This window comes from Achromobacter sp. SIMBA_011, assembly GCF_046535435.1.
Lineage (GTDB): Bacteria > Pseudomonadota > Gammaproteobacteria > Burkholderiales > Burkholderiaceae_B > Achromobacter > Achromobacter dolens.
Window position 1 is genome coordinate 1,042,970 of sequence record NZ_JAWRWN010000001.1, and the last position, 15,542, is coordinate 1,058,511.

Below are 15,542 nucleotides of genomic sequence, written 5' to 3' on the forward strand. Positions count from 1 at the left end.
CTGTACGTCAATCAACGTATGTTGCGCTGCGTCATGGGCTCCTAGTATGCCTTCACCCGCCGGGCCGCGGCATGCGCCGCGCATGCTCGGTTTCCCTGGTCGTGATCCATTGAGGAGTCATCGATGTCTGGCAAACCCCCTTTTGACACCGCGCCGGAACTGCCCTCGCGCCGGCGCCTGGCCCTGGCTTTCGCCTCCCTGCCGTTGTTGGGCATACCGGCCCTGTCGCGCGCGGCCGCCCCGGCCACCTCGGCCATCAACAGCACCGGCCTGGCCATTACCGACACCGAAGTCACGGTGGGCCAGTTGCACTCGGCGACCGGCACCATGGCCATCAGCGAAACGGGGTCGATTCAATCCGAGCGCCTGGCCATCGAGCAGATCAATGCCATGGGCGGCATTCTGGGCCGCAAGATCAAGATCATCCAGGAAGACGGCGCCTCCGACTGGCCGACCTTTGCCGAGAAGGCGCGAAAACTGCTGGTCAGCGACAAGGTCGCCACCGTGTTCGGCTGCTGGACTTCGGCCTCGCGCAAGGCGGTGCTGCCGGTGTTCGAGAAGGAAAACGGCCTGCTCTACTATCCGACCTTCTATGAAGGCCTGGAGCAGTCCAAGAACGTCTTCTACACCGGCCAGGAGGCCACGCAGCAGATCCTGTCCAGCCTGGACTGGCTGGCGCGCGAGAAGAAGGCGCGCTCCTTCTACCTGATCGGCTCCGACTACATCTGGCCGCGCACCTCCAACAAGATCGCCCGCAAGCATATCGAGAACGTGCTCAAGGGCGAAGTGGTGGGCGAGGAATACTACCCGCTGGGCCACACGCAGTTCGGTTCGCTGATCAACAAGATCAAACTGAAAAAGCCCGACGTCGTCTTCGCCGTGGTGGTGGGCGGCAGCAATGTGTCGTTCTACAAGCAGCTCAAGGCGGCCGGCGTCACCAGCGGCAAGCAAAAACTCCTGACCATCTCGGTGACCGAAGATGAACTGCTGGGCATCGGCGGGGAAAACGCCGAGGGCTTCTGGTCCTGCATGAAGTATTTCCAGAGCCTGGACAACGCCAACAACAAGAAATTCGTCGAGGCGTTCAAGGCCAGGTACGGCGCCAATGCCGTGATCGGCGACGTGACCCAGGCGGCCTACCTGGGCCCCTGGCTGTGGAAGATGGCGGTGGAGAAGGCCGGCAGCTTCGATGTCGACAAGGTGGTCGCCGCCTCGGCCGGGCTGGAGTTCAAGGAAGCGCCCGAAGGCTACGTCAAGATCGATCCCAATCATCACCTGTGGAGCAAGACCCGCATCGGCCAGATCCGCAAGGACGGCCAGTTCGACGTGATCTTCGAAACCCCGGAACTGATCAAGCCCGATCCCTTCCCCAAGGGTTATCAGTAATCCCCTCGATCCGGGCGCCGCGCGCGGCGCCCTTGCCACTGCCGGGAGCCATCCATGGAATCCTTCTCCGATCTCGGGGCCATCCTGCTGATGCAGGGCTTCAACGGTCTATCGGTCTTCAGCGTGTTGCTGCTGATGGCCTTGGGCCTGGCGATCATCTTCGGCCAGATGGGCGTCATCAACATGGCCCATGGCGAGTTCCTGGCGGTGGGCGCCTATTGCACTTACCTCTGTTCCGAGCTGGTGCAGCAATACGCGCCCGGCCTGATGCCGGCCTATTTCTTCATCGCCATCCTGCTGGCCTTTGCCGTGACCTTCGGCCTGGGCTGGCTGGTCGAGTGGTTGATGATCCGCCATCTCTACCGCCGGCCGCTGGACACGCTGCTGGCGACCTGGGGCTTGTCCCTGGTGCTGCAGCAGACGCTGCGCTCGCTGTTCGGTCCGCGAGAAGTCAGCCCCACGCTGCCCGACTGGCTGATGGGCTCCTGGCAACCGCTGGACGGCGTGGATATCCCCATCAACGGCCTGTTCGTCATGTCCATCAGCATCCTGCTGACCGGCGCGCTGCTGCTGGCGCTGTTCCGCTCGACCTGGGGCCTGCATGTGCGCGCCACGGTGCAGAACCGGGCCATGAGCGGCGCGGTCGGCATCGACACCAAGCGCGTGGACCGCGTGACGTTCTCGCTGGGCTGCGGTATCGCCGGCATTGCCGGCGCGGCCTTCACCACCATCGGCTCCACCGGGCCCACCAGCGGCTCGCTCTACATCGTCGACACCTTCCTGACCGTGGTGTTCGGCGGCGCGGCCAGCCTTTTCGGCACCATCGCATCGGCCTTCGTCATCGCGCAGACGCAATCGATCTCGGAGTTCTTCATGACCGGCTCGATGGCGAAAGTGCTGACCCTGTCGGCCATCGTGATCATTCTGATGCTGCGTCCGCAAGGCCTGTTCAGCATCAAGGTACGCAAGTAGGGGCGCATCATGCAGAAATTCTTCCGCAATGTCGTGGGCGGGCGCGAAGGGCTGGCCGGACTGGCGATCCTGGCGCTGCTGCTTTTCGTGGTGTTTCCGCTGGCCCTGGACGTCTTCCGGCTCAATCTCATCGGCAAATACCTGTCCTATGCCTTTGTCGCGCTGGGGCTGGTGCTGTGCTGGGGCTATGGCGGCATCCTGAGCCTGGGCCAGGGCGTGTTCTTCGGCCTGGGCGGCTATTGCATGGCCATGTTCCTGAAGCTGGAAGCTTCCACGCCGGACGCCACCAAAATCCAGTCCACGCCCGGCATCCCGGACTTCATGGACTGGAACCAGCTAACCTCGCTTCCCTGGTTCTGGGTGCCCTTCAAGAGCTTCTGGTTCACCTTGTTGGCGGTGCCGGTGTTGCCTTGCCTGCTGGCGTTGATCCTGGGCGCGGCGATGTTCAAGCGCCGCGTGGGCGACACCTACTTCGCCATCGTGACGCAGGCCGTGGCCCTGATTCTCTCGGTGCTCATCATCGGCCAGCAAGGGTGGACCGGCGGCGTCAACGGCATCACCGACCTGAAGACGCTGCTGGGCTGGGACATCCGCACGGACAGCGCCCGGCTGGCGTTGTACTTCATCAACGGCGCGCTGCTGTTTGCCTGCATCCTGTTCGGCCGCTACCTGCTCTCCTCCAAGCTGGGCAAGCTCCTGATGGCGATGCGCGACAAGGAAGAGCGCGTGCGCTTCTCGGGCTATGACGTCGCCAGCTTCAAGGTGTTTGTGTTCTGCGTGGCCGCCGTCTTCTCGGCCATCGGCGGAGCCATGTTCACCTTGCAGGTAGGCTTCATGTCGCCGTCGTTCGTGGGCATCGTGCCTTCCATTGAAATGGTCATCTTCGCCGCGGTCGGCGGCCGCCTGTCCCTGCTGGGCGCGGTCTACGGCACGCTGCTGGTCAACTTCGGCAAAAGCTATTTCTCCGAGAGTTTTCCGCAGCTCTGGCTGTTCCTGATGGGCGGGCTGTTCATTGCCGTCGTGATGGCGTTCCCCAACGGGCTGGCCGGCCTGTACAACCAATACATCCAGAAACGCCTGGCGCGCAGGACCTCACGGCGCGAGGCGGATGGCGCCACGGAGGCAGCATGAACCCCTCAGCGTTCGCCCTGTACATCGAAGGCCTGACCGTCTCGTTCAATGGCTTTGTCGCCGTCAATGACCTCAACCTGTATGTCGACCAGGGAGAGCTGCGCGTGGTCATCGGCCCCAATGGCGCCGGCAAGACCACGCTTCTGGATCTGATCTGCGGCCGCACCAAGGCCACCAGCGGCTCGATCCGCTTCAAGGACACGGAGCTGACCGGCCTGGCCGAGTACGAAATCGTGCGCGCCGGCGTGGGCCGCAAGTTCCAGACCCCCTCCATCTACGAAACCCTGTCCGTGCGCGAAAACCTGGAAGTGTCGTACCCGGCCGGGCGCAGCGTGCTGGGCGCGTTGACCTTCAGGCGCAGTCCGGCGGTGCTTGAACGGGTCGAGCAGGTGGCCGAAGAGATCTTCCTGGCGGACCAGCTCGACCGCTCGGCGGAGTTGCTCTCGCACGGCCAGAAGCAATGGCTGGAGATCGGCATGCTGTTGATGCAGGAGCCCGAGCTGATGATGCTGGACGAACCGGTGGCCGGCATGAGCGTGTCCGAACGCGAGCGCACCGCCGAACTGCTCAATCGGATCAGCCGCAACCGATCGCTCATCGTGATCGAGCATGACATGGAATTCGTCAAGAACATCGCGCACAAGGTCACGGTGCTGCACCAGGGCCGTGTGCTGGCCGAGGGCAGCATGGACAAGGTGCAGTCCGATCCGCGCGTGGTTGAAGTCTATCTGGGTCATTGAAGCCGGGAGGCAACATGTTCAATATCGCTGGCCTGGTGTCAGGCTATGGCCAAAGCAAAGTCATCCATGGCGTCGACCTTGCGGTGGCGGCCGGTGAAATCGTCGCCGTCATGGGCCGCAACGGCATGGGCAAGACCACGCTATTCAAGACCATGATGGGCCTGCTGCCCGCCATGCAGGGCTCGATCTCGCTGGAGGGCAAGGCGCTCGAGCGCCTGGAGAGCCATCAGCGCGTGCGCAGCGGGGTGGCCTACGTGCCGCAGGGCCGCATGATCTTCCCGACGCTGACCGTGGAGGAGAACATCCGCACCGGCATGCGCGGGCGGGCGCTGCGCGACACCATCCCGGAAGACATCTACGCCCTGTTTCCGGTGCTGCACGAAATGCGCGGCCGGCGCGGCGGCGATCTGTCGGGCGGCCAGCAACAGCAGCTTGCCATCGCCCGCGCCCTGGTCACCAACCCGCGCGTGCTGCTGCTGGACGAGCCCACCGAGGGCATACAGCCGTCCATCATCAAGGACATCGCCCGCAGCCTGCTGGAGATCCGCAAGCTGCGCAACCTGGCCATCGTGGTGTCCGAGCAGGTCTTGAGTTTCACCATGCAGATCGCCGACCGCCTCATCGTGATCGACAAGGGCCGCTTCGTGCACGAAGACCCGCGCGAGCGCGTTGATGAGCAGACGATCAGCAAATACCTGTCTGTCTGAATTCATTGTCCATCTCAAAGGAGCATGACATGCCTGAAACCCTGATCAAGGTCGACCTGGCCCAATCCCCCTACGAAAACGAAGGCGTGCACAATCGCTGGCATCCCGACATCCCCATGGCGACGTGGGTCAGGCCGGGCGATGACTTCGTGCTCGAAACCTACGACTGGACCGGCGGCGCGATCAAGAACGATGACGATGCCTCCGATGTGCGCGATGTGGACCTGTCCACGGTGCACTTCCTGTCCGGCCCGGTCGGCGTCGAAGGCGCCGAACCCGGCGACCTGCTGGTGGTGGACTTGCTCGATATCGGCGCCAAGCCGGAGAGCCTGTGGGGCTTCAATGGCTTTTTCAGCAAGAACAACGGCGGCGGCTTTCTGACCGAGCACTTCCCGTCCGCGCAAAAGTCGATCTGGGATTTCGAAGGCATGTTCACCACCTCGCGCCATATCCCGGGCGTGCGCTTCGCCGGCCTGATCCATCCGGGCCTGATCGGCTGCCTGCCCGACCAGGCGCTGCTGGACAAGTGGAATGCGCGCGAGCAGAAGCTGATCGACAGCGACCCCGAGCGCGTTCCGCCCCTGGCCAATCCGCCGGCGCCCAAGACGGCGCACATGGGCAAGCTCAAGGGAGCCGAGCGCGATCGCGCGGCCGCCACCGGCGCGCGCACCGTGCCGCCGCGCGAGCATGGCGGCAATTGCGACATCAAGGACCTGTCGCGCGGGTCCCGGGTGTTCTTTCCGGTCTACGTCAAGGGCGGCGGCCTGTCGGTCGGCGACCTGCACTTTTCGCAGGGCGATGGCGAGATCACCTTCTGCGGCGCCATCGAAATGGCCGGCTGGGTACATATGCGGGTGTCGCTCATCAAGGGCGGCATGGCCAAGTACGGCATCCGCAATCCCATCTTCAAGCCCAGCCCCATCACGCCCAACTACAAGGACTACCTGATCTTCGAGGGCATTTCGGTCGATGAAGGCGGCAAGCAGCACTATCTGGACGTGCACATCGCCTATCGCCAGGCCTGCCTGAACGCCATCGAATACCTGAAGAAGTTCGGTTACTCGGGGGCGCAGGCGTATTCGATCCTGGGCACGGCGCCGGTGCAGGGGCACATCAGCGGCGTGGTGGACATTCCCAACGCCTGCGCCACGCTGTGGCTGCCCACCGAGATCTTCGACATCGACATCCAGCCCAACGCGCTGGGCGACGTGCCGCAGATAGCGCGCGGCATGGACATGCCCATCGCCAAAGACCTGTGAGGAGCCGCCATGCCGCTCTATGACTACCGCTGCCAGGACTGCGGCGAGTTCTCCGTGCTGAGACCTTTGTCGCAATGGCGCGACCCCGCGCCTTGCCCCGAATGCGGCGGCGCCTGCGAGCGCTTCGTCAGCGGCGCGCCGGCGGTCTCGGCGCTGTCCTCGGCCATGAACCGCGCCCGTGCCGCCAACGAACGCGCCGCCCACGAGCCGCGCAGCACCCGTGGCGGTCACGGCATGGGTTGCGGTTGCTGCGCCGGCGCCAAGGCCGCCGGCCGGACCCGCCAGACGGCCGACGGCGGCAAGACCTTCGCCGGCGCGCGGCCGTGGATGATCAGTCACTGAAAGCGGGTGGCGGGCGTGACGGGTTCCGAAAGGGAGCGGCGGGCCATCGGCATGGGCCCGCAACGCCAGCCGCGCGCGCCCGTCATGTCGCCATCAGCTTGCCCAGCGTCGCCATGCCTTGCTCCATCGCCTCGTTCCAGGGATGGCCGCAGTTCAGCCGCAGGAAGTTGCCGAACGCGCCTGAGCTGGAGAACAAAGGCCCCGGCGCGATGCTGATGCCATGGTCGAGCGCGGCGCGGTGCAGGCGCAGGGTGTCGATGCGCGCCGGAAGCTCGACCCAGGTGAAGTAGCCGCCCAGCGGCCGCGTGGCGCGCGTGCCCTTGGGGAAGTAGCGCGCCACCGCCTGCAGCATCTCGCCCTGCTGCAAGGCCAGCGTCTGGCGGAACTGGCGCAGGTGGCGGTCGTAGCCGCCCTGCGCCAGATAGGCGGCAATCGCCGCCTGCGTCGGCGCGGCGGTGGCCAGGCTGGTGGTGAGCTTGTTGCGCATGATGGCGCGGGTGTAGCGCCCGGCCGCGACCCACCCGACGCGATAGCCCGGCGCCAGCGTCTTGGAGAACGACGAGCAGTGCATCACCATGCCCTCGGTGTCGAAGGCCTTGGCGGGACGCGGCCGCGTGGCGCCGAAGTACAGTTCGCCGTAGACGTCGTCCTCGATCAGCGCCACGCCGTGGCGCGCCAGCAGCCTGACCAGCGCTTCCTTCTTGGCCTCGGGCATCAGGCTGCCCAGCGGATTCTGGAAGGTCGTCATCAGCCAGCAGGCGCGCGGCTGGTGCTGCACGATGGCCCGCTCCAGCGCCTGCAGGTCGATGCCTTCGCGAGGATGCGTGGCCACCTCGATGGCGTGCAACTGGTTGCGTTCGAGCGACTGTAGGGCGGCGTAGAACGTCGGCGATTCGACGATCACCGCGTCACCCGGCCGCGTGACCGCGCTCAGGCACAGGTTGAGCGCGTCGAGCGCGCCGTTGGTGATGATGATGTCGTCCACCGGCACCGTCAGTCCGTCGGCCAGGTAACGCAGCGCGATGGCGCGGCGCAGCGCGGGGTCGCCGGGGCTGAGATCGTCGATCGACCCCCACGGGTCCAGTTGCTGCACCGTGGTCGCCATGTAGCGCGCCAGCCGGCCGTAGGGCAGCAGCGACGGGCTGGGAAAGGCCGAGCCGAACGGCAGCATGTCGCGCCGCAGGGTGGCGTTGAGCACTTGCAGCACGTTGTCGCTGACATCGACCGGATGGCGGCCGGCGGCGGCGCTGGACAGGCCGTCGGGCTCGGGCAGCGCGGCCTGCGAGGCGCGCAGCACGTAGTAGCCCGAGCGGTCGCGCGCGCGGATCAGGCCGCGCGCTTCCAGCAGGTAATAGGCCTTGAACACCGTCGACGGGCTGACGCCACGGCTGGCGCTGGTCTGGCGCACCGAGGGCAGCCGGTCGCCCGCCTGCAGCAGGCCCGACAGGATCGAGGCGGTGATTTCTTCGGTCAGCCGTTCATAGCGCTTCATGGGGGGATCCGTGGAGGACTGCGGTTCAGGTCGACATGCCGATGGCGCGCATCACCAGCCGCAGCGCGCCGGCGGCCAGGCCCAGCGACGCCACGCCGCCGGCCCAGATCAACAGCAGCCACAGCAGCCGGCTGCGCCAGGGGGGCAGGGAGGTCGGCGCGTCCATCAGTGAAACGCCTCGCCGGTGCGCACCTTGCCGCGGAACACGTAATAGGACCAGGCGGTGTACATCAGGATAATCGGAATGATGGCGAGCGCGCCGACCAGGGCGAAGCCCAGGCTCTGCGGCGGCGCGGCCGCGGTCCAGATCGACACGTCGGGCGGGATCACGGCCGGCCAGATGCTGATGCCCAGGCCGCTGTAGCCCAGGAACACCAGGCACAGCGCCAGCACGAACGGTCCCGCGGCGGGCGCGCCGCGCACGCGGCGCATCAGGTCGATGCCGGCGGCCGCCACCAGCAGCGGCACCGGCAGGAACCAGAACATGTTGGGCAGGCTGAACCAGCGCTGGGCGATATGCGACTGCGCCAGCGGCGTCCACACGCTGAGCGCGGCGATCACCGCCAGCAGCGCCAGCGTCAGCGGCCGCGCCAGCGCGCACATGTGGCGATGCAGGCGGCCCTCGGTCTTCATGATGAGCCAGGTGCAGCCCAGCAGCGCATACGCCACCACCAGGCCCGCGCCGGTGAACAGCGAGAACGGGCTGATCCAGTCCCACGGCCCGCCCTGGTAGACGCGGTCGACCACCGGGATGCCTTCGATGTAGGCGCCCAGCGTCACGCCCTGGAAGAAGGTGGCGCAGAGCGAGCCGAGCACGAAAGCGCGGTCCCATAGCGCGCGGTGGCGCGGGTCGGCCTTGAAGCGGAACTCGAACGCCACGCCGCGGAAGATCAGGCCCAGCAGCATGAACACCAGCGGCAGGTGCAGCGCGCTCAGGATCACCGAATACGCCAGCGGAAACGCGGCCAGCAGTCCCGCGCCGCCCAGCACCAGCCAGGTCTCGTTGCCGTCCCACACGGGGGCGACGGTGTTGACCATGGCGTCGCGTTCCTCGGCGTCGCCGATCAGCGGAAAGAGGATGCCGATGCCCAGGTCGAAGCCGTCCATCACCACGTACATCATCACGCCGAACAGGATGATGACGGCCCATATCAATGCAAGGTCGATGCCCATGGCCTCAGGCTCCTTTGAATCCAGGTTGCGCGGACGGGGCGTCCGCCGAGGTGGAGGCGGCCGACAGCGGCCGCGACGGCTGGCGCGGTTCGCCCGGGCCGCCGGACAGCGGCGCGTGGCCGGGCGCCGGGGTCGGGCCCATGCGGATCAGGCGCAGCATGTACGACACGCCGGCGCCGAACACGAACAGGTACACCACCACGAACAGCGCCAGCGTCAGCGTCAATTCGCCCAGGCCGTGGCGGGTGGCGGCGTCGGCGGTGCGCATCACGCCATAGACGACCCACGGCTGGCGGCCGATCTCGGTCACGTACCAGCCGGCCAGGATCGCCACCAGCCCCGACGGCCCCATCCACAGCGCGAAACGCTGCAGCGCGCGCGACTGGTACAGCCGTCCGCGCCAGCGCGCCCACAGCGCCCAGCCGGCCAGCAGGATCATCAGCATGCCCAGCCCCGCCATCACGCGGAACGACCAGAACACCACGGTGGCATTGGGGCGGTCTTCGGGCGGATACGACTTCAGGCCGGGGAACTGGCCGTCCCAGCTATGCGTGAGGATCAGGCTGCCCAGGCGCGGCACGTTGAGCGCGTAGCGGGTCTCTTCGCGCTCCATGTCGGGAATGCCGAACAGCGTCAGCGGCACGCCCGCGCCCGGCTCGTTTTCCCAATGGCCTTCGATCGCGGCGATCTTGGCGGGCTGGTGCTTGAGCGTGTTCAGGCCATGGAAGTCGCCCACCACCGCCTGCAGCGGCGCCGAGATTGCCAGCATGGCCATCGCCATCGCGAACATCTTTTTCACCGCCGGGCTGCGGTCGCCGCGCAGCAGATGCCAGGCGCCGGACGCGCCCACCATCAGCGCGGTGGCCAGGAACGCCGCGATGCCCATGTGCGCCAACCGGTAGGGGAACGAGGGATTGAAGATCACCGCCAGCCAGTCGGTCGGCACCACGCGGCCGTCCAGGATCTCGTAGCCCGCGGGGGTCTGCATCCAACTGTTGGACGCCAGGATCCAGGTGGCCGACACCAGCGTGCCCAGCGCCACCATGATGGTCGAGAAGAAGTGCAGCCCCGGGCCCACGCGCGACCAGCCGAACAGCATCACGCCGAGAAAGCCGGCTTCCAGGAAGAAGGCCGTCAGCACCTCGTAGGCCAGCAGGGGCCCGGTGACGCTGCCGGCAAAATCGGAAAAGAAGCTCCAGTTGGTGCCGAACTGGTACGCCATCACCAGTCCGGACACCACGCCCATGCCGAAATTGACGGCGAAGATCTTGGTCCAGAAGTGGTAGAGATCGCGGTAGACGGTGTTGCGGGTGCGCAGCCAGCAGCCTTCGAGCACGGCCAGGTAGCTGGCCAGGCCGATGGTGATGGCCGGAAAGATGATGTGGAAGGAAATGGTGAATCCGAACTGTATTCGGGCAAGCAGTAGCGCGTCGCTATCCATGGCGGGTGATTCCTGACTTCAAGGCCCGCGCGTTCCTGCCGCCACCGGGCGGCGCGCGCGGACAGGCTGATGCCTGTAGCGTCAAGATAGGCCGGCCCTGCTGAGCAGTACAGATTCAGAAGGCGGCGAAAAAAGCGGATCAGTTTGGCGGGCGTCGACGTGGAAATGGCGCGCCGCCATAGGGAAGACCGGCCGTTTTCATGAAAAGGGCCAGATCCGGCCGTTACAAAAAAAACAGCACAGCGGGACCGCTGTGCTGCCTGATCCTGCCGCCGGGGCAGGGCAAAGGGCATTCGTGTTCAGCCGCTCGCCGCTTTGCGGCGCGGGAGACGTCTATGTCGAACGCGTGGCGCGCTGGCGCTGGCGCAAGACGGTGACGGTTTCGCCGGCCACGCCCCAATTGTCGGTATCGACTTCCTCGATGACGACAAACGTGGCTTGCGGGTCCTTGCCGAGCACTCGCACCACTAGGTCGGTGGCGCCGCGGATCAGTTCGGCTTTCTGCTCGCGCGTGGCGCCTTCGCGGGTGATCTGGATGTTGATGTAAGGCATGTCTGTTCCTTGGCGGTTGGCAGCCGGCGCGCGCGCCGGCCAAAAGGCGTTGCCTTGCGGATTACCACCGGCCGGCAGTGGCTCCGCCATCGACGGGGATCACGGCCCCCGAGGTGAATGACGACTCGGTCAGGTACAGCACCGCATCGACCACGTCCCCGGTGTCGCCGCGCCGCCCGGAGGGCGAAAGCCGGTCCAGGAAATCCGCGTCGCCGTTTTCATGCATCGGCGTTTGGATGATACCCGGGGCCACCGCGTTGACCCGGACGCGGTGCGGCGCCAATTCCAGGGCCAGTGCCTTGGTGGCCTGGTTCAGGCCGCCCTTGACCAGGACGGGAAGCAGCGCGGGCACTTGTTGCAGCGGTTGCATGGCGATGCTGGCGGTGATGTTGACGATGTGCCCGCCGCCATGGGCGGCCATATGCGCCGCTGCCAGTTGCGACGGATAGAAGAAGCCCTTGAGGTTGGTGCTGAACAATTGGTCGACGTCGTCGGCGGTGTAGTCGCCCACCGGCTTGGCGATGAAGATGCCGGCGTTGTTGACCAGCACGTCGACCTTGCCGAAGGCCTGCGTAGCGCGTTCGAACAGGGCGCGCGCGGTGTCGGGATCGCCGATGTCGCCGGGCACGCCGATGAAGCGAGGCGGATTGCCCAGTTGGCGCGCTGCCTGGGCCAGGCGCTCGGCGCCGCGGGCATTGCCGACGACATTGTCGCCGCGCTCCAGGTAGGCGCGGGCAATGGCCAGGCCGATGCCGCTGGAGGCGCCGGTCACGATGATGGTTTTGGCGGGATGGGTCATGTCTGGACTCCGGATAAGAAGGGGTAGCGCCACTCTACTTATGACCCGAAACGTGATAAACACCTCAAAGATCAAATCTATGCATACATCATGTAATGAGTCTGGCGGGCTCCGCCAGGCCAGCCAGGACGCCATTCATGCAACGTCGCTTCGAAGACCTGATGCTCGGCAGCGTGGAGCTGTTCTGCCTGGCAGCCGAACTGCAGAGCTTTACCGCCGCCGCCAATGCGGCCGGCGTGACGCCGGCCGCCGTCAGCCGCTCGGTGTCGCGGCTGGAAGAGCGCCTCGGCGTCCGCCTGTTCGTGCGCACCACACGCCAGATCCGCCTGACCGCGGCGGGCCTGCGCTACATGGAGCAGTGCCGTTCTGCCCTGGCGTTGCTGACCGAGGCCGAACGCGAGGTCACCGGGCAGCAGGCCGAGCCCGCGGGCAAGCTGCGCATCAGCATGCCCACGCCGTATGCCCATCACCGCGTGCTGCCATTGCTGGGCGAGTTCCGCCAGCGGTACCCGCAGGTGCAGGTCGATGTGCACATCAGCAACCGCAATGTCGACTTCGCCGAAGAAGGCTACGACCTTGCCATTCGCGGCCGGCTGCCGCCGGACTCGAATCTGGTGGCGCGCAAGCTGGAAGACGCGGAACTGGTGCTGGTGGCGGCCCCGGGCTATCTGCGGCGCGCGGGCACGCCGCGCACCCTGGAGGATCTCGACGGGCACGACTGCATCCAGTTCGAGTTGCCCAGCACCGGTCGCAACATCCCATGGATATTCATGCGTGACGGCCGGCAGATCGACGTGCCGACCCATGGCGGCACCAGTTGCTCGGGCGATGTGCTGGGCGGCGTCAGTTTGGCGCGCCATGGCGCGGGGTTGTTCCAGGCGTACCGCTTCACCGTGCAGGAGGATCTGCGGCGCGGCGATCTGGTGGAGGTGTTGCCGCGCTTTGGCGGCGCCACGCGGCCATTCACTTTGCTCTACCCGCACGTGCGCCATGTGTCGTTGCGGGTGAGGACATTTGCCGACTTCCTGCTGGAGCGCCTGCGACGCTAGCCGCCGCGCCGCGGATCAGGCGCCCATGTCCCCGAGCCTGGCGCTGGACCGGCATCTGGCGGATGGCCGCATCGACCTCGTCCAGGGGGGCGATGCGGCCATCCGTGGCGGAGGCGTCAGTACATGTGCTGCCCGCCGTTCATGGCGACATTGCTGCCGGTCATGAACGCCGCCGCGTCGCTGCAGATGAACGCCACCAGCGCGGCGATCTCGTCGGGCTGGCCCAGCCGGCCCAGCGGAATCTGCGGCAGGATCTTCTCCTTGAGCACCTCCTGCGGCACCGCCTCGACCATGCGCGTGGCCAGGTAGCCCGGCGACACGGTGTTGACCGTGACGCCTTTCCTGGCCAGCTCCAGCGCCAACGACTTGGTGAAGCCGTGGATGCCGGCCTTCGAGGCGGCGTAGTTGGTCTGCCCGAAGGCGCCCTTGGATCCGTTCACCGATGAGATGTTGACGATGCGTCCCCAGCCACGGTCGGCCATCGGCCCGCACAGCGGTTGCGTCATGTTGAACATCGAATCGAGATTGCTGCGCAGCACGTCGTTCCAGTCCGCGTAGCTCATCTTGCGCAGGCTGGCGTCGCGGGTGATGCCGGCGTTGTTGACCAGGATGTCGATCTGGCGGCCCTCGTCCGCCAGGCGCCGGGCCAACGCCTGGCACGAGTCGTAGTCGGCCACGTCGACCTTGGCCATGTCGTAGCGGCGGCCTGCGGCCGCCTCCTCGTCGAGCCATTCGCGCGTGGCCGCTTCGCTGGAGTGGCACGTGACGATGACGTCGTGGCCGGCATCGAGCAGGGCCCGGGCGATGGCGCGGCCCAGGCACCCGGCGCCGCCGGTGATGAGCGCGGTGCGTTTAGTCGCCATGGCGCGCTCCAAACTGGCTGGCCTCGCGCATGGCCGAGCAGGCCGAGGTCATCTGGTCGCAATACGACGACCACATGCGCGTCAACGGCGAATCGGCCAGGCCGCCGCTGGCCGCGGCCGAGGCGTTGCGCAGCCAGCCGCTCACGGCTTCGCTGACGCCGGCGGCCATCGCCGCCTGGTCTTCCAGCGCGGCGTGGGTGATGGCCTGACTGGCTTCGAGCTGGCACTGCCATTGCTTGCGCGTGACCTCGCCCAGCGCCGGGGCGATGTTCTGCCAGTTGCCGTCGAGCTTGAGCGGCGCCAGCGTCGACAGGTACTGGCCGGTGCCGTCACTGGCCAGGCGCTGGCCCAGTTGCAGCCAGCGCTGCTGGCTTTCGCGCGCCAGTTCGCCCAGTCGTTGGCAATAGGCGGCGTAGGCGCCAGCGAGGTCCGGGGGCGTGGGGGCGTTTGTCTTCTTCATCATGCGTCCTTTTAAGAGAGTGGTAAGGGGCAACGAATGCACATGCCTCACGCCATCTGGCTGAGGGTCTTGCGGAAACGGGTCAACGAGAAGGCGAACAGGACGCTGCCGATCAGCGCCAGCGCCAGGAACGGTTGCCATACGACGCCAAGGCCGGCGCCACGAAAGAGAATTGCCTGGCCGAGTTCCACGAAATGGGTGGTGGGCGCGGCCAGCATGATGTTCTGCACGAAGTCCGGCATGCTCTCGCGCGGCGTGGTGCCGCCGGACAGCATCTGCAGCGGCAGCAGCACCAGCACCAGCAGCATGCCGAATTGCGGCATGCTGCGCGCGAGGGTGGCCATGAAGATGCCCATGGAGGTGGTCGCGAACAGGTGCAGCGCCACCCCGGCCAGGAACAGCGCCACCGATCCCTCGACCGGCACCTGCAGCAGGCCACGCACGACGAATGTCAACGATAGCGCAGCCGACACCAGGACGACCAGCCCCATGGACCAGACTTTCGCCAGCATGATCTCGGTCGGCGTAACCGGCATGACCAGCAGGTGCTCGATGGTGCCATGCTCGCGCTCGCGGATCAGCGCCGCGCCGGTCAGGATGATGGACAGCATCGTGACGTTGTTGATGATCTCCATCAGGCTGCCGAACCAGGCCTGCGTCAGGTTGGGGTTGAAGCGCATGCGCACCGCCAGGTCCACCGGCAGCTCGGTCGGCTTGCGGTAGCGCTTGACGAATTCGTTGATCTCGTCGGTAATGATCTGCTGGATGTAACTGCTGCCGGTGAACGCCTGGCTCATGCGGGTGGCGTCCACGTTCAACTGGATCTCGGCCGGCCTGCCGGCCAGCACGTCGCGCTGGAAGTTCGGCGGCACGTTGACCACGAAGGTGTAGCGCCCGGCGTCCATGCCCGCGTCGGCCTCGGCCGAGGTGACCATCGCCGGTCGCGTGAAGTGCGGCGGGTAGAACGCCGAGGTGATGCGCGCGGACAGCGGCGAGACGTCCTCGTCCACGACCGCGATGGCCGCGTTGTGCAGCGACTCGGGCACGGCGGTGGCGGCGGTGTAGATCATCAGCGTGAACGACACGAAGATCAGGACCAGCATCATCGGATCGCGCGCCAGGCTCCACAGCTCCTTGACGCCCAGGCGGAAAATATTGGCGGCATGTCGCGGCATG

Annotated in this window: 17 protein-coding genes; 8 read left to right on the plus strand and 9 right to left on the minus strand. The window is 66.3% G+C overall.

Going from position 1 to position 15,542, the window contains the following annotated elements; genetic code table 11:
* Positions 1 to 123: 123 nt before the first annotated feature.
* From urtA to SB816_RS04915, 7 genes are read left to right on the plus strand one after another with little or no spacing between them, the layout of a single operon-like run.
* Complete coding sequence (gene urtA, locus SB816_RS04885; protein ID WP_054500609.1) at positions 124 to 1,386, plus strand: urea ABC transporter substrate-binding protein; 1,263 nt, start codon at positions 124 to 126, stop codon at positions 1,384 to 1,386.
* A 54-nt stretch (positions 1,387 to 1,440) separates the two neighbouring features.
* Positions 1,441 to 2,358 carry an urea ABC transporter permease subunit UrtB gene (gene urtB / locus SB816_RS04890; protein ID WP_054500610.1) on the plus strand — a complete coding sequence of 306 codons (918 nt, stop codon included), beginning with the start codon at positions 1,441 to 1,443 and terminating at the stop codon, positions 2,356 to 2,358.
* A gap of 9 nt (positions 2,359 to 2,367) precedes the next feature.
* Entirely contained in the window at positions 2,368 to 3,489 is a 1,122-nt protein-coding gene (gene urtC / locus SB816_RS04895; RefSeq protein ID WP_054500611.1) for an urea ABC transporter permease subunit UrtC, read from the plus strand.
* The gene (gene urtD, locus SB816_RS04900) at positions 3,486 to 4,229 is read left to right on the plus strand and encodes an urea ABC transporter ATP-binding protein UrtD (RefSeq protein WP_064524741.1); all 744 of its coding nucleotides are present in this window, start codon (positions 3,486 to 3,488) and stop codon (positions 4,227 to 4,229) included. Before urtC ends, urtD begins: the two co-directional genes overlap by 4 nt.
* A 14-nt stretch (positions 4,230 to 4,243) precedes the next feature.
* Entirely contained in the window at positions 4,244 to 4,936 is a 693-nt protein-coding gene (urtE, locus tag SB816_RS04905; RefSeq protein ID WP_064524738.1) for an urea ABC transporter ATP-binding subunit UrtE, read from the plus strand.
* Positions 4,937 to 4,965: 29 nt separating this feature from the next.
* Positions 4,966 to 6,195, plus strand: a complete 1,230-nt coding sequence (gene fmdA, locus SB816_RS04910; protein WP_054500614.1) for a formamidase — start codon at positions 4,966 to 4,968, stop codon at positions 6,193 to 6,195.
* 9 nt (positions 6,196 to 6,204) lie between these two features.
* Positions 6,205 to 6,537 carry a zinc ribbon domain-containing protein gene (locus tag SB816_RS04915; RefSeq protein WP_059272612.1) on the plus strand — a complete coding sequence of 111 codons (333 nt, stop codon included), beginning with the start codon at positions 6,205 to 6,207 and terminating at the stop codon, positions 6,535 to 6,537.
* 82 nt (positions 6,538 to 6,619) lie between these two features.
* Here SB816_RS04915 and SB816_RS04920 read toward each other — a convergent pair whose 3' ends face one another.
* The 6 genes from SB816_RS04920 to SB816_RS04945 all read right to left on the minus strand — a co-directional run bounded on the left by SB816_RS04920 (position 6,620) and on the right by SB816_RS04945 (position 11,994).
* Complete coding sequence (locus tag SB816_RS04920) at positions 6,620 to 8,029, minus strand: PLP-dependent aminotransferase family protein (protein ID WP_059272611.1); 1,410 nt, start codon at positions 8,027 to 8,029, stop codon at positions 6,620 to 6,622.
* Positions 8,030 to 8,054: 25 nt separating this feature from the next.
* Positions 8,055 to 8,195, minus strand: coding sequence for a DUF2474 family protein (locus SB816_RS04925; RefSeq protein WP_410546575.1), 141 nt, complete (start codon positions 8,193 to 8,195; stop codon positions 8,055 to 8,057).
* The gene (gene cydB, locus SB816_RS04930) at positions 8,195 to 9,202 is read right to left on the minus strand and encodes a cytochrome d ubiquinol oxidase subunit II (protein ID WP_410546576.1); all 1,008 of its coding nucleotides are present in this window, start codon (positions 9,200 to 9,202) and stop codon (positions 8,195 to 8,197) included. Before cydB ends, SB816_RS04925 begins: the two co-directional genes overlap by 1 nt.
* Before the next feature lie 4 nt (positions 9,203 to 9,206).
* The gene (locus tag SB816_RS04935; RefSeq protein WP_054500617.1) at positions 9,207 to 10,643 is read right to left on the minus strand and encodes a cytochrome ubiquinol oxidase subunit I; all 1,437 of its coding nucleotides are present in this window, start codon (positions 10,641 to 10,643) and stop codon (positions 9,207 to 9,209) included.
* Between the two features lie 333 nt (positions 10,644 to 10,976).
* Positions 10,977 to 11,195 (minus strand): tautomerase family protein, encoded by a 219-nt coding sequence (locus tag SB816_RS04940; RefSeq protein ID WP_047991913.1) that lies wholly within the window; start codon positions 11,193 to 11,195, stop codon positions 10,977 to 10,979.
* Between the two features lie 61 nt (positions 11,196 to 11,256).
* Positions 11,257 to 11,994 carry an SDR family NAD(P)-dependent oxidoreductase gene (locus SB816_RS04945; RefSeq protein WP_054500618.1) on the minus strand — a complete coding sequence of 246 codons (738 nt, stop codon included), beginning with the start codon at positions 11,992 to 11,994 and terminating at the stop codon, positions 11,257 to 11,259.
* A 137-nt stretch (positions 11,995 to 12,131) separates the two neighbouring features.
* On the opposite strand from SB816_RS04945, the gene SB816_RS04950 reads away from it, so the two are divergent.
* Entirely contained in the window at positions 12,132 to 13,043 is a 912-nt protein-coding gene (locus SB816_RS04950) for a LysR family transcriptional regulator (RefSeq protein ID WP_054500619.1), read from the plus strand.
* 116 nt (positions 13,044 to 13,159) lie between these two features.
* Here the strand turns inward: SB816_RS04950 and phbB are convergent, their stop codons facing one another.
* Genes phbB through SB816_RS04965 form a run of 3 tightly spaced genes read right to left on the minus strand, consistent with a single transcriptional unit; the run spans position 13,160 to position 15,541 of the window.
* Complete coding sequence (gene phbB, locus SB816_RS04955) at positions 13,160 to 13,906, minus strand: acetoacetyl-CoA reductase (RefSeq protein WP_054500620.1); 747 nt, start codon at positions 13,904 to 13,906, stop codon at positions 13,160 to 13,162.
* The gene (locus SB816_RS04960; protein WP_054500621.1) at positions 13,896 to 14,369 is read right to left on the minus strand and encodes a hypothetical protein; all 474 of its coding nucleotides are present in this window, start codon (positions 14,367 to 14,369) and stop codon (positions 13,896 to 13,898) included. The genes phbB and SB816_RS04960 overlap by 11 nt, the downstream gene beginning before the upstream one ends.
* Before the next feature lie 44 nt (positions 14,370 to 14,413).
* On the minus strand, positions 14,414 to 15,541 hold the full coding sequence (locus SB816_RS04965) for an ABC transporter permease (protein WP_054500622.1): 1,128 nt from the start codon (positions 15,539 to 15,541) through the stop codon (positions 14,414 to 14,416).
* Between the last annotated feature and the right edge of the window lies 1 nt (position 15,542).